The sequence below is a fragment of the Listeria immobilis genome (genome assembly GCF_014322845.1).
Classification (GTDB): Bacteria; Bacillota; Bacilli; order Lactobacillales; family Listeriaceae; genus Listeria; species Listeria immobilis.
On record NZ_JAASUA010000008.1, the window covers coordinates 72,857 to 90,675 of the forward strand.

21 protein-coding genes are annotated in these 17,819 nt (G+C 35.3%); 9 read left to right on the forward strand and 12 right to left on the reverse strand.

Going from position 1 to position 17,819, the window contains the following annotated elements; genetic code table 11:
• Window positions 1–234 precede the first annotated feature (234 nt).
• Window positions 235–837, reverse strand: coding sequence for a cyclic nucleotide-binding domain-containing protein (locus HCJ45_RS11030; protein ID WP_343068894.1), 603 nt, complete (start codon window positions 835–837; stop codon window positions 235–237).
• Between the two features lie 191 nt (window positions 838–1,028).
• The gene (locus HCJ45_RS11035) at window positions 1,029–2,933 is read right to left on the reverse strand and encodes an alkyl/aryl-sulfatase (RefSeq protein ID WP_187124835.1); all 1,905 of its coding nucleotides are present in this window, start codon (window positions 2,931–2,933) and stop codon (window positions 1,029–1,031) included.
• A gap of 313 nt (window positions 2,934–3,246) precedes the next feature.
• Here HCJ45_RS11035 and msrA point away from each other — a divergent pair, with 313 nt between their 5' ends.
• Genes msrA through HCJ45_RS11050 form a run of 3 tightly spaced genes read left to right on the forward strand, consistent with a single transcriptional unit; the run spans window position 3,247 to window position 4,694 of the window.
• Window positions 3,247–3,786, forward strand: coding sequence for a peptide-methionine (S)-S-oxide reductase MsrA (msrA, locus tag HCJ45_RS11040; RefSeq protein ID WP_187124836.1), 540 nt, complete (start codon window positions 3,247–3,249; stop codon window positions 3,784–3,786).
• A complete protein-coding gene (msrB, locus tag HCJ45_RS11045) occupies window positions 3,786–4,223 on the forward strand; it encodes a peptide-methionine (R)-S-oxide reductase MsrB (RefSeq protein ID WP_187124837.1) in 438 nt (145 codons plus the stop codon). The genes msrA and msrB overlap by 1 nt, the downstream gene beginning before the upstream one ends.
• Before the next feature lie 30 nt (window positions 4,224–4,253).
• Window positions 4,254–4,694, forward strand: coding sequence for a nuclear transport factor 2 family protein (locus HCJ45_RS11050; protein ID WP_187124838.1), 441 nt, complete (start codon window positions 4,254–4,256; stop codon window positions 4,692–4,694).
• Between the two features lie 69 nt (window positions 4,695–4,763).
• Here the strand turns inward: HCJ45_RS11050 and HCJ45_RS11055 are convergent, their stop codons facing one another.
• The 3 genes from HCJ45_RS11055 to HCJ45_RS11065 are packed head-to-tail and all read right to left on the reverse strand — an operon-like array spanning window position 4,764 to window position 7,682.
• Window positions 4,764–5,405, reverse strand: a complete 642-nt coding sequence (locus tag HCJ45_RS11055; RefSeq protein WP_187124839.1) for an MOSC domain-containing protein — start codon at window positions 5,403–5,405, stop codon at window positions 4,764–4,766.
• 18 nt (window positions 5,406–5,423) lie between these two features.
• The gene (locus HCJ45_RS11060; RefSeq protein ID WP_185346186.1) at window positions 5,424–6,041 is read right to left on the reverse strand and encodes a YcnI family copper-binding membrane protein; all 618 of its coding nucleotides are present in this window, start codon (window positions 6,039–6,041) and stop codon (window positions 5,424–5,426) included.
• A 12-nt stretch (window positions 6,042–6,053) separates the two neighbouring features.
• On the reverse strand, window positions 6,054–7,682 hold the full coding sequence (locus HCJ45_RS11065) for a copper resistance CopC/CopD family protein (protein ID WP_187124840.1): 1,629 nt from the start codon (window positions 7,680–7,682) through the stop codon (window positions 6,054–6,056).
• 139 nt (window positions 7,683–7,821) lie between these two features.
• On the opposite strand from HCJ45_RS11065, the gene HCJ45_RS11070 reads away from it, so the two are divergent.
• Together HCJ45_RS11070 and mscL are read left to right on the forward strand one after the other, a co-directional pair.
• A complete protein-coding gene (locus HCJ45_RS11070; RefSeq protein ID WP_187124841.1) occupies window positions 7,822–8,013 on the forward strand; it encodes a hypothetical protein in 192 nt (63 codons plus the stop codon).
• 63 nt (window positions 8,014–8,076) lie between these two features.
• Window positions 8,077–8,463 carry a large conductance mechanosensitive channel protein MscL gene (gene mscL, locus HCJ45_RS11075; protein WP_185346180.1) on the forward strand — a complete coding sequence of 129 codons (387 nt, stop codon included), beginning with the start codon at window positions 8,077–8,079 and terminating at the stop codon, window positions 8,461–8,463.
• 26 nt (window positions 8,464–8,489) lie between these two features.
• Here the strand turns inward: mscL and HCJ45_RS11080 are convergent, their stop codons facing one another.
• From HCJ45_RS11080 to groES, 4 genes are all read right to left on the reverse strand, one after another.
• Complete coding sequence (locus HCJ45_RS11080) at window positions 8,490–8,885, reverse strand: hypothetical protein (RefSeq protein WP_185346178.1); 396 nt, start codon at window positions 8,883–8,885, stop codon at window positions 8,490–8,492.
• Between the two features lie 44 nt (window positions 8,886–8,929).
• Window positions 8,930–9,139, reverse strand: a complete 210-nt coding sequence (locus tag HCJ45_RS11085; RefSeq protein WP_187124842.1) for a hypothetical protein — start codon at window positions 9,137–9,139, stop codon at window positions 8,930–8,932.
• Between the two features lie 307 nt (window positions 9,140–9,446).
• Window positions 9,447–11,075 (reverse strand): chaperonin GroEL, encoded by a 1,629-nt coding sequence (gene groL, locus HCJ45_RS11090; protein WP_187124843.1) that lies wholly within the window; start codon window positions 11,073–11,075, stop codon window positions 9,447–9,449.
• A 31-nt stretch (window positions 11,076–11,106) separates the two neighbouring features.
• Window positions 11,107–11,391 (reverse strand): co-chaperone GroES, encoded by a 285-nt coding sequence (gene groES, locus HCJ45_RS11095; RefSeq protein ID WP_185346172.1) that lies wholly within the window; start codon window positions 11,389–11,391, stop codon window positions 11,107–11,109.
• A gap of 234 nt (window positions 11,392–11,625) precedes the next feature.
• Here groES and HCJ45_RS11100 point away from each other — a divergent pair, with 234 nt between their 5' ends.
• Entirely contained in the window at window positions 11,626–12,312 is a 687-nt protein-coding gene (locus tag HCJ45_RS11100; protein WP_187124844.1) for a CPBP family intramembrane glutamic endopeptidase, read from the forward strand.
• A 1-nt stretch (window position 12,313) separates the two neighbouring features.
• Window positions 12,314–12,514 (forward strand): DUF4305 domain-containing protein, encoded by a 201-nt coding sequence (locus HCJ45_RS11105; protein ID WP_187124845.1) that lies wholly within the window; start codon window positions 12,314–12,316, stop codon window positions 12,512–12,514.
• Between the two features lie 34 nt (window positions 12,515–12,548).
• Here HCJ45_RS11105 and HCJ45_RS11110 read toward each other — a convergent pair whose 3' ends face one another.
• Window positions 12,549–13,196 carry a redox-sensing transcriptional repressor Rex gene (locus HCJ45_RS11110; protein WP_187124846.1) on the reverse strand — a complete coding sequence of 216 codons (648 nt, stop codon included), beginning with the start codon at window positions 13,194–13,196 and terminating at the stop codon, window positions 12,549–12,551.
• Between the two features lie 309 nt (window positions 13,197–13,505).
• Between HCJ45_RS11110 and HCJ45_RS11115 the strand changes: the two genes are divergently transcribed.
• The gene (locus HCJ45_RS11115; RefSeq protein WP_187124847.1) at window positions 13,506–15,458 is read left to right on the forward strand and encodes an ABC-F family ATP-binding cassette domain-containing protein; all 1,953 of its coding nucleotides are present in this window, start codon (window positions 13,506–13,508) and stop codon (window positions 15,456–15,458) included.
• Window positions 15,459–15,482: 24 nt separating this feature from the next.
• Window positions 15,483–16,442: an alpha/beta hydrolase gene (locus HCJ45_RS11120; protein WP_187124848.1), complete on the forward strand. Its 960-nt coding sequence runs from the start codon at window positions 15,483–15,485 to the stop codon at window positions 16,440–16,442.
• 37 nt (window positions 16,443–16,479) lie between these two features.
• Here HCJ45_RS11120 and HCJ45_RS11125 read toward each other — a convergent pair whose 3' ends face one another.
• The gene (locus HCJ45_RS11125) at window positions 16,480–16,932 is read right to left on the reverse strand and encodes a DoxX family protein (RefSeq protein ID WP_187124849.1); all 453 of its coding nucleotides are present in this window, start codon (window positions 16,930–16,932) and stop codon (window positions 16,480–16,482) included.
• A gap of 13 nt (window positions 16,933–16,945) precedes the next feature.
• Window positions 16,946–17,722 (reverse strand): DM13 domain-containing protein, encoded by a 777-nt coding sequence (locus HCJ45_RS11130; protein WP_187124850.1) that lies wholly within the window; start codon window positions 17,720–17,722, stop codon window positions 16,946–16,948.
• Window positions 17,723–17,819: the final 97 nt, after the last annotated feature.

The window sequence follows — 17,819 nt, forward strand, 5'->3', positions numbered from 1 at the left end:
TCGCGAGGAGGATTTATTAAGGAAATTCGGAATAATAGACGTTATCCCGGCAGCTATAATCTACTATTATCTTGGGCTTTAAATAATTCAAAGAAAGATTAACTACAATTTTATCATTGATTTGTTTACTTTTCGACTCTTTGTTGCCTTCTAAAATAGTATTTACTTAGAAAGTCTACTTTTTAGGTCTTAGAGATAAGACCTAAAAAGCATTTTAGTTAAAATAAATTCTGTTCATTTTTTCTTTATAAAAAGTAACCCGTCCTTTTCTTCAACTACATTCTCATTTATTAGTAAAGACCATTTTTCAAACAGTTCCGTGCAGAATACGCCAGCATATTTGGCTATTTTCATTTTATTCATGTAAATTGGTACTTGTTGAGACTCACTGTCCGTTTCTTCGTTTGATCTTTCACAAATATATTGTAGCGATTGTATAATTCGCTTTTCAATTGGCAATTCTTTTTTTATTAATTCATGATACAGCTTTTTGTTATTGTATAATGTTTCTTCTAAAAGCCATTTTAAAAAAAGCGGTTTTTTCGTTGCAAAATCAAAAAAATATTCTCTATTAACATAAATTAGTAAAACTTCTGTATCACATACTAAATCCAGCTCCTTATCTATGTTAATCATGGCAATTTGCCTATTTACAACATCACCATTGAAGAAAAAATGAATAATACGGAAATTTTTATTTTCTAGATGGAGCACTCCTCTCGCCACAATAAAAAATTCTTTTCTAAACGTCTCATTCTGTATCACTTCATTTCTAGCAAACCGCTCCTTCCTCACCCAAGATTCGTCTAATTTATTTCTGTCTAACTCAGCAATCATTTCCCTAACCTCATCCGCTAACAAATTGCCTCATTCCTTTCTACTGTTGTATCCCTTTCACACAATGTCAGCTATTAAGCTCCTCACCTCTTTCCATAAAAAAGTTATAAAAAAAGTACCTCCTCTCAAATTTAGTTTACATAAATTTGAAAGAAGGCGCTTATAACTATTGCTTAACTATTAATTTTGCTTTATGGTGTTACAATATTAAATACTGGATCAAATTCATCTAATAAGGTAACAAATTCATCAAATTTTTCTGAACTTCCCGTTATTTTAATGCTTTGATCAGCAAATGATTCTTCAAAAGTTTTCACGCCACTAAAGATACGGTTAAAAATATCTCGTGTTGTTACTAATGTAACATCAGCATTATCATCTTCTACTTCATCTCGGTATGTTAGTACGGAATTATTTAATAATACATGGTACTTTTCATCCACATCAGTTAATTTCCAGTTCATAGAAATTCGTTTATCAATGGCTTTTTCACCGTTTAAACGAATACCTAAGTAATCTAGAATTAATTCAAATGGCATACCCTCTACAACATCAAGAGTTACAGTTGATATAACTTCTGTTGGTAATGAATTCCGAAGCTCATCTGCAGCAGCTAAATACACATTCCGCCATGAAGCCGATTCAGATTGATAACCTAATTGTTCTAAAGCATCTGCTAATAACTCTCTTGCTTCCTCGCTTTTATCATCAGCAAACACTGCATGTTTTACTACTTCTGCTACCCAACGATATTCTCCAGCTTCATAACATACACGAGCCTTTTTCAATACTTCATCAACGCCACCCATAAATTCCACATACTTTTCGGCAACTTCTTCAGGAGGTAGCGGATAAAGATTTGCTGGATTTCCATCATACCAGCCAAGATAGAATTGATAGATCGCCTTTACATCATGGTTTAATGTTCCATAATATCCTCTAACATACCATTTTTCTTCTAAAGATGGTGGGAATTTGACTGCTTCCGCTACTTCAGTTGCAGTTAAACCTTTATTTATAAAATGTAATGTTTGGTCATGCATATATTTATACGCATCACGTTGATGAATGAGCATATCATTAATTTCTGCATTGCCCCATGTTGGCCAGTGATGTTGACCTATACATATTTCATATTCATCACCAAAAGCACGAATCGCTTTATCAACATCTTTCCACCAAGCATAAGCATCACGAATTTGTGCACCACGAAGCGTTAAAATATTATGCAAATTGTGTACAGCATCTTCTGCAATGTTGATTAATTTAAATTGCGGAAAATACATCAAGTGTTCAGATGGAGCTTCTGTATTTGGCGCCATCAGAAATTCTATTTCAATACCATCAACAACCCGCTTTTCATGATCAAAAGTAATAGTGTCATTTGGCGCAATGAGTGACATATGACCTGTAGATAGCGTTTTTCCGAGTCCCGCATCAACTTGACCTAATTCGCTACGTGATAAACGGCTTCCATACATATATTCTGCACGGCGAGCCATGGCATTACCAGCAAAAATATTTTCACTTACTGCATGTTCCATAAATCCTTCTGGTCCAATTAACGCTACTTTTCCTGAAGTAACATCTTCTTTACTAACGAGTCCTGCAACTCCACCATAATGATCACCATGTGAATGTGTATAAATAATTGCTTTGATTGGTTTTTTCGGACGGTGCTCATAATAAAGTTCTAGAGCAGCACGAGCTGTTTCAACTGAAGTCAATGTATCAGTAATAACTAGACCCGTATCGCCTTCCATAATTGTTGTATTAGCCATGTCAAAGCCACGAACTTGATAAACTCGCTCGGTTACTTTAAATAAACCATTCGTCATATTAAGCTGTGAAATACGCCATAAACTCGGATTAACTGAATCTGGTGCATCCCCGTCATCGATAAATTGATAGTCATCAAGACTCCACACTTGTTCTCCATTTTCAGCATTTACTTTCACTTCGTCCCAGGTACCAATAAATCCTTTTTTTGAGTCTTCAAAATCTTTCGTGTTTTCAAAAGGTAATGCGTCTTTTACGGAGTTATTAGCCTGCTTAGTAAAACTTGTTGCTGGTTTTGGTAATATCTTTTTTGACATGTTCATTTCCCCTCTCAAAATAATTGATGTAACTCTAACTGTATACCTCCCTCATTCTTTTTAAAACCTGATTAATTTACTTGTTTCAAAATAGATAAACATCAAATCACTTGCTCTATTTACAAATATTTTCTTTATTTCCTTAATATGACTAAGTTTTCCTTAAATTTATTAAAACTATAAATGTGTAATTTAAACATAATTAGGCACTATATCTACAATAAAATTCATTAAACCGTCACTCAATGAAAGCGTTATTTTGTTATACTTAATACGTACGATACCAATACAAAATAAGGAAGCGGTGGTTACATTGACAAATGAACGAGTAGAAAAAGCTACTTTTGCAGGTGGTTGTTTTTGGTGTATGGTTAAACCATTTGATACATTACCAGGTATTCAAAAAGTAGTTTCTGGTTACACAGGTGGACATACAGAAAATCCTACCTATGAAGAAGTTTGTAACGGAAAGACAGGCCACACCGAAGCGGTCCAAATCACATTCGATCCGGATGTATTTCCTTATGAAAAATTGGTTGAAATTTACTGGCAACAAACAGATCCAACAGATGCAGCTGGACAATTTGCTGATAGAGGCGACTCTTATCGTCCTGTAATTTTTTACCATAATAAGGAACAAAAAGAAATTGCTGAAAAATCAAAAGCTAATCTAGCTAACAGTGGCCGTTTTAAAAAGCCAATTGTTACAGAAATTTTGCCTGCAGTGCCGTTTTATCCAGCAGAAGAATATCATCAAGATTTTTATAAGAAAAACAGATTGCACTACGAAGGATACCGAGCAGGATCAGGTCGTAGCAATTTTATTGAGTCTAATTGGGGGGAATCTAAATAATGGATCCAAAACAAAAACAAGAACGTTTAGAAGAGTTAACTGATATACAATATGCTGTAACACAAGAAAATGGAACAGAACGCCCATTTGAAAATGAATACTATAATCATTTCGAACCAGGTATATATGTAGACATCGTATCTGGAAAACCACTTTTTTCTTCTAAAGATCAATATGATTCAGATTGCGGTTGGCCAAGTTTTACTAAATCTATTGATGATGATGAAATTCATGAAGAGTTTGATTCTAGTCATGGTATGAGACGGACAGAGGTTCGTTCTGTCGAAGCGGACTCCCACTTGGGGCATGTATTTCCTGATGGACCAAAAGAAAGCGGCGGCTTACGCTATTGTATTAATTCTGCTGCCTTACGTTTTGTTCCAGTGGAAGATTTAGAAAAAGAAGGTTATCCTGAATACAAAAAATTATTTAACTAAAAATTAAAAACATCTACGGGGGCTATAAAAGTGAACAATGCTATGTCAATAGAAGAAAAAAGAGCAATTCCACACCAGTTTCATACCAATTTAAATAATAGAGACTTTCAAAAACAGTATGACCTAATTACTCCAGATATTAAATTCTATAAAAATGGAGAAGTTATTGAAGGAGCAGATAACTTTATCGTTGCTCTCCAAGGAATTGCCTTATTTTCGGAGGATGCGCATATAGAAGATCAAGAAATTTATGCAGATGATAATGTTGCTGTATGTCGATATACTTTATCAGGTACATTAACTGGTGATATTACATTTCCAACCGGCGCTCGAGCAAGTAAAACTGGGAAAAAGTTCAGCTATGGTTCTGTAGAATTTTTTGAATTCAACGATGAAGGAAAAGTATATGAAATCAGACAAATTAATGACTCTGGTTTAACTCCAACTACTATTGAAAGCCAAGTAAAATAGTTTATAAGTGATTTTTAACAACCAACTAAATAAACTAGCCAAGCCTCTCATTTGAAAGACTTGACTAGTTTATTTTTTTAGTGTTTTTTCTACTTGTTTACGGTAACGTTCAGACAAGGCATCTACTGAAAGAATCTGTAAATAATCTTTTTCTGTCCCATTATTGTGTAGTACTTTATCATGACAATAAGCCACCGTTACTTCATGATTTTCTTGATGAATTTGTTTTATTTTAGCATTGCGGTTTATTTTTCCCGGTGTAATCGTTCGACATAGATAGCCGGTATATCCGGTTTCACGAATGATTTGATATAAATTGGGTATATCATTGAATTTTTCGATTGTACTGCATGGATTTCTTGCCTCAGATACTTGGATAACCGCTTCCCCGATTTGAAACTTATCGCCAATATGGATATTTTCTTCTAGCATATTCGTCACTGTTAAATTTTCTCCAAAAGCGCCAACTTGTAGCTTATCACCAAACATTTCCGCCCATTTTTGATAATGTTCTGCGGGATAAATACAAACTGTTCGGTCTACCCCACCGTGATATTTTAAATTGTGCGGACGGTCATTTTCTAATCCATTCATTGTTAAATAAACTTCGTCCACAGATTGCTTTTCAATTCCTGAAATCATCTGTTTATTATTTCCAAAGGTTAATTCTTTTGGCTTTCCGACTGCTAAATGCACTATTTTTTGTTCCATCTGTTTTCCCCTTTGATGTTATTTTTTACGATTAATAATGGCATAACTGCTAATAATTAGTGCAAATACGCTGATAGCAATTGCTGTCCATAATAAAATGGTATTGTCATTTTTTGTAGTACTATCACTAGATGTATTTTCAGCGCCCGCCATCACCTCACCATGAGACCCAGATGCTGTCTTAGTGCTTTCTTTCATTATTTTCGTAGTTGCATGTGGAGTTTCCGAGTCTTCCGCCCCAATCCACTCAACAATGGACCCATCTTCGTAATATTGGAAAGCATTCCAAGCAATATCTCCTACTTCACTTGGATTTTTAGCAATAAAACTAAACCGCTGGAATTGCCCTGCTTCAATTCCGTCACCTTCTGTTTGCCAAGTAACTGTATGATTTTTCTTATCTATCGTCGTTTTCCAGCCAGCAACAGGTTCATACGATTCAAAAGAAGTATTTTGGGGTATTTTTAAAACAATTTTCTTTGAAGCAACTGCTTTTTCAGAAGGGACTTTCATCGTATAGGTCTCCCATGCTTCGACTGTAGATTCGCTTGGCAACACCGAAACATGCGCACTTACTTGAAATGGCATAAATAAAACAGCTAACAAAATACTAAATGAACTTATCATTTTTTTCATTGTTTTTCCCCTTTACTGTTTGATTTGGATGGTAAATGTTTGGTCAATAGAAGTGAAATCATTTGTTAATCCGTGAACTGTCACTTCCCAATTTCCTGTCTGATTAAGGTATAACCCTTCTGCAAAATATTGATTATCAGTGACAAGTTTTGCTTGAAAAGTAGCTTTTTCAGCTGTTTTAGCTGATTTTGTCGTAATTGTTACTTGTTGTAAATCTGTTTTTACTGCACCACTCTCAGTAAGAAATGTAACAATAAACTGATTTTGCCCTACTGTAGCCGGTTCAATTTTTAAATTAATTTTTGCCTTTTCTCCTTCTGCCGTAATAGTCTCATTATATGCTTTTGGTGCTACTGGTGGAGGCGTTTGTACGTTTGTTAGAATGCTCGCCACTAGCAAAATAACTGTTCCAATTATTAATTCCAACAAAATCGTTTTAAAAGGAAGTTTTTCCTTTTTTAGTTTTAAGTATATATAGTGTGCTAAACCAAGCATTGCCATCAATAGGAATAAGCCAATTTTGAAAAGAAGCAATTTGCCATAATTGGTTGTAAATAAATTCGTCATTTGGCCAATATTCATAACAGCCATCAGTAAACCACTTACTAAAATAGAAACGACCGCAATAATTGCAATGACTGCAAAACGACTCCAAATGTGCTTGCTCTCTTTTGTTCGCGGCAATACGCATAACAAAATTATAAGCCCCCCTACCCAAACACTAGCCATTATCATATGCAACATATCCGCTGTAATACTTACTATTTTATCGGTACTAGCCGCTGCGTGTCCATTCTGTGCTTTTATAAAAATAAGATAAACCACTAAAACACTCTCGGTTAATAAAGCAAACCAGCTCCACTGTGTTGCTCTGCCAAACATAATCATCGTAAAAACAACCAGTATAAGCCAAGCGATACATTCACTAAACCAAATATAACCAGCTTTTGTTTCCGTTAAAAATGAGAAAAGATTTGCAGGCTGTATACTTTCTCCAATGGATACTCCAGTCGTAATACTTGTTTGAACAAAAAGTTGAAGAACAATTGCTAATCCGAGAAAAACCAGTGCGGCAATGGTCCATTTTTTCAATCGCAAAACTACTACTTCTGGCATGGATTCCTTTCTCGGATATAAACCAAAACCAAAAACGAGCATTCCAATAAATAATGACAGGCCTATATAAAGTAATGCCTTTTGAAGAGAACTAATTGGAAGGTCTGCTCCGCTATTTGGCACTGTCACTTCTTGAAAATTTGCTTTCGTATCCCCTAACTTAAAAGAAAGAACACCAGAAACCGCATGTCCGTCTGCTGAAACAACTCGCCATGAAACGGCATATACATCTGGTTTCAAGTCAGCCGGTAAAGTACTTTCAACGCTATGATTATTCTGTTTGGAAACTACCGTCTTCCCTGTTTTCACTTGCTCCCCTTTAGAATTTTTTACTTCAATTAAAGGGAAATCAGCTTCAATTGCTTCGTTAAAAACTAGCGTTACTTTTTTAGGTGCGGTTTGAATATGTGACTGATCAGCAGGATTAGCGTGTTCCAAATAAGCATGCGCTGATACTAATTCAGTTGGTAAAATAAGAAAATATAGAAAAACAAAAAGAAAGATACCCTTTTTTAAATACTTCATTTACGACTCCTTTGTGATAACATGCGCTTTTACTCTTTTTAACTTATCATGCGCGAGAATTGAATGGAAATAATCGGCTCATTTCTAATTGCAAAAATACCTACTCTTATGTCATAGTAAAAGAAAAAGGTGGGATATTATGCTTCGATATATAGAATTATTTTTTATGTTTGCGTTTGTTACAATTATCACGACGGCTCTTCAATCACTTTTAGCTAAATGGAAGCCAGCTATTCTTCGTTCTTTTTGGCTGCGAGTATTAACATTCATTATTATCGGTTATGCTTTAATGGCGCCAACGCTTTATATTGGTAGTTTGCTGCTGAAATAAGCTCACTTACTTTCACATCATTCTTAGATGTTTTATACTAAGTAAATGGGAGGTAAAAAATTTATGAAAAAAATGTTAGTAGAATTTAGAGACTTCGCTTTAAAAGGGAATGTTCTTGATTTAGCTGTAGCTGTTGTTATTGGAGCTGCATTCGGTAAAATTGTTACATCATTAGTAGATAACATCATTATGCCTTTTGTTGGCGTTTTACTTGGAGGGCTTGATTTCAGTGAGTTAAGCTTTAAAGTTGGTGACGCTGTTTTCCAATATGGGGCATTCATTCAATCTATTGTTGACTTTATCATCATCGCTTTTGCTATTTTCCTTTTTGTCAAAATACTTACTCGTTTTATGAAGAAAAAAGAACAGCCTGTTGAAGAAACACCCGTACCTCCAACCGAGGAATACTTAAAAGAAATTCGCGATTTATTAAAAGAACAACAGAAGTAATAAAAAAGGAATCAATGTCTGTAAAATTAGGCATTGATTCCTTTTTTTAGTTGTACTGCTAAAATCATTTCAACTATTGCGACAGCTAAAAAAATGAGCTGTAAAATAAAAATATAACCGATTATAAATAACTGCACAATCATCCAAACAGCAAAAACTAGCGCGGCCGCAAACATAACCTCTTTCGTTCGAGGTAATTTTTTTAATAAGTAAATAAGTGCTGCAAAATGGAATATGCCAATAAATACAAGTAAAAATATTCCTGGTATTAAGTAATCTACAAATGGAGAGCCTTCTAATAATCCTGGCGAAAGTGATAATAAATCTCCATTTGGCGTAAAAATAAATGTTAGCCCTCCATAAATTGCTCCAATTGCTGTAAAACCAACTATTATTATACTACTTATGCGTATCCAGTTCATGGTTTGCTCCTAATCGTTTTTTTAGTAGTATACCATGAAATAGATTATTCTGCTGTTTTTCTTCGTTTTATTTTTTTCACCAAATCAATCAATACATACACTGCAATTCCGCATGCCACAATTGTTGTAAGATACCATGCAGGACCAGATTCCGGACGTACATCAAGCCAATATCTGACTGTTTTCGGATTGAAAAATGCAAAGCAAATGGCTAATAATGCAATAATTCGACCGATAATAGAATTTTCTCTCATAACAAGCACATCTCCTTTTCTTTTATTATAACAAGCTGATGGGATTTACTTACATGTGTTTTGGTCCCAAAGTTGTTAAGTGTGTGACAAGAATTGGTTTTTGGTAAAAGAATTACGAGAATAATAAAGTATTGTTTGTTATAATTCTTGTTGGTTTATTTTGCTCTAGCTTATTCCATTGAAGGCTTTGTGCCCTTTTTTAATCGTAAATATAAAACAACTTTAGCTTTATTATTGTATATTTGCATAAAAAAAGATCTCTGAAAAAATCAGAGATCTCTTAAATAAATCCATTTCAATAGACGGGTTACATCATTCCGCCCATGCCACCCATGCCCATGTCAGGAGGAACTGCTGGGCCATTTTCGCTTGGTTGGTCTGCTACGACTGCTTCGGTAGTTAATAGCAGCGCTGCAACAGATGAAGCGTTTTGTAATGCGGAACGAGTTACTTTTGTTGGATCTACAATACCAGCTTCAATCATATTCACCCATTCGCCGTTTGCTGCATTAAAGCCAACGCCAACTGCTTCATGTTTCAAGCGCTCAACGATAACAGAACCTTCAAGACCTGCATTATGCGCGATTTGGCGTACTGGTTCTTCTAAGGAACGAAGAACAATGTTAATACCTGTTTCTACGTCTCCTTCAGCTTCTAGTTCAGCCACTTTATTGTAAATATTTACAAGCGCTGTACCACCACCAGCTACAATACCTTCTTCTACAGCTGCACGAGTGGAGTTAAGAGCATCTTCAATACGTAATTTACGTTCTTTTAGTTCGGTTTCAGTTGCAGCACCGACTTTAACAACCGCTACCCCACCTGCAAGTTTTGCTAAACGTTCTTGTAATTTTTCTTTATCGAATTCAGAAGTAGTTTCTTCCATTTGCGCACGGATTTGGTTCACACGAGCGCTAATTTGAGTGGAATCGCCTGCTCCTTCAACAATTGTAGTATCGTCTTTTGTTACGACTACTTTGTTAGCTGTTCCAAGTTGCTCAATAGAAGCTGTTTTAAGTTCTAGACCTAAATCTTCTGTGATTACTTGTCCACCTGTTAAAATAGCTACATCTTCCAGCATTGCTTTACGACGATCGCCAAAACCAGGTGCTTTTACTGCTACCACGTTAAATGTGCCACGTAGTTTGTTAAGAACAAGAGTTGCTTGTGCTTCGCCTTCCACGTCTTCAGCAATAATTAACATTGGACGACCTTGTTGAACTACTTGCTCTAAAACTGGTAAGATTTCTTGAATATTATTGATTTTTTTATCAGTAATTAAAATGTATGGTTTTTCTAAAACAGCTTCCATTTTGTCAGAATCTGTTACCATATAAGGACTAGTATAACCGCGGTCAAATTGCATACCTTCTACTACATCTAATTCTGTTGCAAAGCCTTTAGATTCTTCAATAGTAATAACACCATCATTACCAACACGTTCCATTGCTTCAGCGATTAATTTACCAACTTCTTCATCACCAGAAGAAATAGCTGCTACTTGCGCAATAGACTCTTTGCCTTCAATTGGTTTAGAGATAGCTTTAAGTTCTTCAATAGCTGTTGCTACGGCTTTTTCAATACCGCGGCGAACACCGACTGGATTTGCTCCAGCAGTGACATTTTTCAAGCCTTCTTGAATCATTGCTTGTGCCAAAACGGTAGCTGTAGTAGTTCCGTCCCCAGCAACGTCATTTGTTTTAGAAGCAACTTCTGAAACAAGTTTTGCTCCCATGTTTTCAAATGGATCTTCTAATTCAATTTCTTTCGCAATCGTTACACCATCATTGGTAATTAATGGGGAACCGAATTTCTTCTCTAAAACAACATTACGACCTTTTGGGCCAAGCGTTACTTTTACTGCGTTTGCTAATTGGTCCACACCACGTAACATGGCACGACGAGCATCTTCACTAAATTTAATATCTTTTGCCATTTTATATTTCCCTCCGATTAGTTAAGTTTTATTATTTGGTAATTGCTAAAATGTCACTTTCACGTAAAATCAAGTAGTCCGTGCCTTCATATGTCACTTCAGTTCCAGAGTATTTTGCAAAAATAACTGTGTCACCTTCGACTACTTCAAGTGATTCTTTTGATCCGTTTTCAAGGACACGACCTGAGCCAACTGCAATAATTTTACCTGTTTGTGGCTTTTCTTTCGCAGAGTCTGGTAATACAATACCACTTGCTGTTTTTTCCTCTGCTTCCAGTACCTCAATTACAACACGATCTCCTAATGGTTTTAACAATGTAAATGACCTCCTCTGATATAGTTGAACTTTCATTTTAGCACTCGACACATTAGAGTGCTAACACAGTTATTATGATACCAAACCTGACAAAAAATGCAAGTATAAACGTTCAAAAATGAGAGAATTCTAATTTGCGCTAGTGTCAGATAACTTGTACAATAAGGAGAGTTATTTCTGTTTATTTTAAGCACTTTTAGCTGAATTTGATTTATATAGAGAGGATGCGTTTTTTTGGCTAAACGTTATTTGACGATTGTTTTTGTTTATTTATTACTACTTTTTTCTGCTTCTGTTGGGATTCCAATTGTTTATCATATTTTTATGAGCACTACTTCCATTTCCAGTGTAGATGCCAATGCCTATAGTATGATTATTTGGTCGATTTTTTCTAATATTCTTTCGCTGATTATTATTTTCGCACTTCTTTATAAAAAGCCTGAGGAAAATAAAATCATTCTTGGTGAAAAAATGCCGCCGCTACGTAGTTTCCTTTGGGTTATTGGTGGAGTCATTGGTTTATATTTTGCGCAAATCATTTGTAGTATTATTATTTCGCTGATTTCCGGTAGTATTAATGAATCTGTTAATACAGAACGACTTGTGAATTTAACAAAAGCAGCTCCGATTTTCTTGTTATTTATTTCTATTCTTGGACCTATTTTAGAAGAACTTGTTTTTAGAAAAGTGATTTTTGGTGGTTTAAGTAATGTGATGAATATTCATGTCGCTGCGGTGATTAGTTCGCTTTTCTTCGGTTTGCTTCATGGGGATATTTCCTTCTTACTTACTTATTTTGTTATCGGGCTAATCCTTTGTTTTCTTTATACGAAAACAAAACGAATTTCCGTTTCGATGGGGGCTCATATTTTAATGAATACGATTGTTTTATTAATAAGTTTAGGTTTTATTGGAGGTTGATATGAAAAATTCATTAATCAAGCAAAGTTTTCTTTATTTTGCACTTGGATTGGTATTTGGCTTTTTTACTTTTGATCGTATAGTAGAATATGGCTATGATATTTTGGCCTATATTTTAATTGTCATGACGATGATTGATTTTGGCATTGGTATTGGCTTAATTATTGTTGGGCTTAAAAGGCGGCATAAAAAAAATCTGTAGAAAGCAAGTTTTTGCTTACCTTCTACAGATTTTTTTATTCGGTTTTCGCCGGATAGTTTTCTAGGAAATAAATCAATGTTTGTAATTCGGTTGTAAGATCGATGTGGTGTACACGAACTTGTTTTGGAACACTGATACGAGCTGGTGTAAAGTTTAAAATCCCTTTTACATCTGCTTCGATTAAGCGATCCACAGTTACTTGCGCCTCGTCAGCTGGAACCGTAAGAATAACTACTTCTACACCATTTTCACGAACAATTTCTTCCATATCATTTAAGTGATAAATAGGAATATCTTGTTGCACACTACCTACTTTCGCTGGATCTACATCGAATGCAGCAACGATTTTGATATTATTGTTTTTCATGAAATTATAATGTAATAGTGCTGTACCAAGGTTACCAACACCAATTAATGCTACATTTGTTTGTTTGTCTTGACTAAGTGTTTTACTAAAAAAGTCGAGTATGTATGCAACGTTATACCCGTATCCTTTCTTGCCTAATGCGCCAAAATATGAAAAATCACGTCGAATCGTCGCTGAATCAACTTTCACAGCTTCACTCAGTTCTGCTGATGATACTCGTTCCTTACCTGACTCATCTAGGTATTTCAAGTAACGATGATATAATGGTAAGCGCTTTGCTGTCGCTTGTGGAATTTTTGTTGTTTCCTCCATCATGCCTTCTGTCCCTTCTTCTTAAATTTTTTCTGAAGTTTGAAGCTTTTGTGAACTGTACTTCCTTTCACATGCTTGCTTATATACTATAAACATTTCACAAGGAATGCACAAACTTTTTGCTCACGACTTTAGAGCAAAGTTTTGTCCTGCAAAATATCTTGTCTTATCCTTCTTTTCTATTTTACGCTAAAATCACAAATAATGCGAGCGATTTCACAAACTAACCTAATATTAAACAAACGGCGGTTACATTGCGATTACTTAACTTTTAAGATAAACTGGTATAGAGAACATTCGAGGAGAGAGAATATGATTTTATTACAAGTTCAGCAAATTTCTAAATTCTTCGGTGCAGAAGTTATTTTGGATAATATTAAATTAGAAGTAAAAACGGGTGACCGTATAGCTTTAGTCGGTCGAAACGGTGCTGGAAAATCAACGCTACTTAAAATTATTGCTGGAAAAATGAGCTATGATAGCGGCATGATTTCCAAACCTAAAAGTGTAGAAATTGGTTATTTAGCACAAAACACCGGGCTAGAATCTACTAAGACGATTTGGGACGAAATGCTGAGTGTTTTCGCATCCCTTCGAAAAATGGAACAAGATCTACATGAAATGGAAGTTCGGCTGGGTGAACCAGAACTTTATAACCATCCTGAAAATTATCAAGCATTAATGAAAGACTATGACACTTTGCAACATACATTTAAAGAAAGTGGCGGGTATACGTATGAAGCAGAAATTCGTTCCGTTTTAAATGGTCTTCGCTTTTATCCTGCCGATTATGAAGTAGAAATCGCCTCGTTAAGCGGGGGACAAAAAACGCGGCTGGCACTAGCCAAACTGCTACTTGCTAAACAGGATATCCTTGTGCTGGATGAACCAACTAACCATTTAGACATTGAAACTTTATCATGGTTAGAAACCTACTTGCAAAATTACAACGGATCCCTGCTGATTGTTTCCCATGACCGTTATTTTCTAGATAAAGTAGTTAATCAAGTCTATGAAATCAGTCGAACGAAAATAGAACATTACAAAGGTAATTACAGTTCTTTTGTTAGCCAAAAACAAGCAAAATTAGAGCAAATGTGGAAAGAGTTTGATAAGCAACAAAAGCAGATTGCTAAATTAGAAGACTTTGTTGCAAGAAACCTTGTCCGTGCATCCACCACAAAACGAGCGCAGAGCAGACGAAAACAATTAGAAAAAATGGATGTTTTAGACCGACCTCAAGGCGATGAAAAAGCTGCTCATTTTGGTTTTCATTTTGAAAAACAAACAGGTAAAGATGTTCTCATGGTAGATAAGCTTAGTATTGGTTATGCCAAAGATAAGCAAGTCGCCGCTAACCTTACTTTTGAAATGAAACGTCAAGATAGCCTAGCGCTGGTTGGCCCAAATGGAATTGGCAAATCTACCCTTTTAAAAACACTTATACGTGATCTTCCGTCGCTTAGTGGTGACTTTCATTTTGGAGCTGGTGTAAAAATTGGTTACTATGACCAAGAACAAGCAAAACTCACATCGAATAAAACCGTTTTAATGGAGCTTTGGGACGATTATCCAGAGCTAAATGAAGTTAATATCCGTACAACACTTGGTAATTTTTTATTTTCGGATGATGATGTTTTAAAAAATGTCCAGTCGCTTAGTGGTGGCGAAAAAGCAAGGCTCGCACTCGCAAAACTCACTTTACTTCAAGCAAATGTCCTTATTCTAGATGAGCCTACCAACCATTTAGACATTGAAAGTAAGGAAGTTTTAGAAGCTGCTTTAATTGATTTTGAAGGAACGATTTTATTTGTATCCCATGACCGTTACTTCATTAACCGTATCGCTTCCAAAGTAGTCGAACTAGCGCCCGAAAAAGCAACTGTCTTCCTCGGCGACTATGACTATTATCAAGAAAAATTAGCTGAAATGAAAGAACTCGCACGATTAGAGGCAGAAGAACGCAGGGAAAACGGCGAAGAAGTAGCTGCCACTGCTTCGATGCGCAAAAGAAATTACCAAGAAGAAAAAGAACAGCAAAAATTACTTCGTCAAAGAAAACGCAAACTAGAAGAAATTGAGCAACAAATGGAAGAAACAGATACAATAATCGCTGCACTCGAACTTGAGTTAACCAAACCAGAAATTTTTCAAGATCATGAAAAAACGCTTGAAATCACTGGGAAATTAGATGCTGCAAAAGAGATTGTAGAAAAATTAATGGAAGAATGGGAAGAAATAAGTGAAGAACTAGAATCTATCTAATCTGCATAAAAAAAGGAGCATACAATGAAAAAGATTTTAATTATTTCTGGTTCTATTTTGATTGGATTACTTCTTATTATTACTATTAGCGCAAGTTTTTATTTATACAGCTATGCGTTAGCTCGCGATAATACAAGTATGGATGATCAGCCGACAACCGATGTGACAAGTGCTACTGCCAAACTAGCCAAGAAAAATCGAGTAGAAAATCAAGCGTGGATGGAAAACCAAAAACTCATTCATTGGACAGAAAAATCAAGTGATAATCTAAAACTAGAAGCCAATTATTTAGAAGCTGCTCAACCTTCTAATACAACTATTATTCTTGCCCATGGCTACCGCGGCAAAAGTGGTAAAGTCGAAATGGCGGGACTTGCAAAGATGTATCATGAAAAATTTGGTTATAACGTGTTAATGCCCGATGCCAGAGCGCACGGGGAAAGTGAAGGCGAAAATATTGGTTTTGGCTGGCCAGAACGAAAAGATTATGTACAATGGATTAATCAAGTGATTGATAGAAATGGGGAAGATGAATCCATTGCTTTACATGGGGTTTCCATGGGTAGCTCCACCGTTTTAATGACTAGTGGGGAAAATTTGCCAAAACAAGTCAAAAGTATTATTGCCGATTGTGGCTACACTTCCATGGATGCAGAACTTTCTTATCAACTAAAAGCAATGTTTCATTTACCAAGTTTCCCAATTATCCCAACCGCCAGCTTAATTAATAAATTCAAAGAAGGGTTTTACTTTAGTGAAGCTAGCGCGACGAATGCTGTTGCAAAAACTGATTTACCCATTTTCTACATTCACGGTGACAAAGATGCGTTTGTCCCAACCTATATGGTAGACGAACTATACGAAGCCACTAATAGTTATAAAGAAAAATGGATTGTAAAAGGGGCTGAACACGGACAAGCTTTTACAGTAGATCCAACAACCTATGAAGAAAAAGTACGGAAGTTTTTAGATAAAACAATGTAAAAAGTAGCGCTCATTAAGTTGGGCGCTACTTTTTTACTTATGTTTTATTCCTTTGTTTTGTTCGAAAAAAAATGAATAGATTTGTTATGCTAACATAATTTGCTTGCTTTAAACAAAGAAGTAAAACTATACCAATCGCTAATTGTGTAGGATAAATATAAATCATATCTGCTAACCAATAATTAATTCCCATAAATATTCCCGCTATTAATGCTGGGAGAGTTAAAACCCCAACTATTAAACCAAGACCAACTAAAAGTTCTCCCCAAGGTATTAAAATATTAAATAACGCTGTATTTGGACCAACAACATTTTCCATAAAAGCTTTATACCAGTCTGGCGAATCTGTATTTCCAATGACACTTGGTACTAGTCCAGAAATATCAAAGTGAGCCTGTATTTTAAACCATCCTTGATACAACCAACTAATACCTAGTCCCACTCGAATAATGGAAAAAAGTATATTAGCGCTAAGTTTGACAATTAACATCGAACCTCACCCCTCAGCTATTTAACATTGCTTGCCCGAATGTTTCATGCGCTTTTTGACAATAAATTACGACTGTATTGTAATCTGCTGAATTAATATTATCTAATGAAAAAGTTTGTTCCTTCGCCTTTAAGTCAATTTTAGCTAGTTCTTTTCCAGATTCAATATCACCATCTTTGGTTAAATATACATGAAGATCTGGTCCTTCATCTGTCACAAAATTTGTGAACATCAACTTATTATCTGTCATTGTCACATCTCCACTAACCTTATGACTCCCTGCACCTGAAAACATTCCTGTAAGCATACTATCCGTCATAGCACTTTCATCCATCGTATCCATTAATGCTGCTGCTCCAAATTCCTCGTGCGCTTTTTCGCAGTATATCAACACATGATCATATTTTGAAAGATCTTTATCGGATACATCAAAGCTTTGGTTTTTAGCTTTTAAGTCTACTTTACTTACTTCTACGCCGTCTTCTACATTATTACCTTTAACTAAATAGACATGTAAATCTGGTCCTTCATCTGTCATAAAATCTGTTAACATTAATTTATTATCTTTAATTTCTACATTACCACTTACTTTGTGACTCCCTGTTCCGGTCAGTGTTCCCATTAAATTCACTTTTTCATTTTCTTTCATAAGCATTTCTTTCTTATCAGACATCGTGACTTTATTTTCCTTGGTTTCGCTGTCACTGCTAGAAGAACTAGCCTCACCACATGCCCCTAAAACTAATGCCGCTCCTAATACTACAGAAAATAATGCTACTTTTGCTTTCATAATTAATTACCCCTCTTCTTTAATTTTTTCTACTAGTTCATCATAGCAAGTAAAAGTGAGGTAACTTTTATGGATTTCTTAGGTATTTCTTAAATTT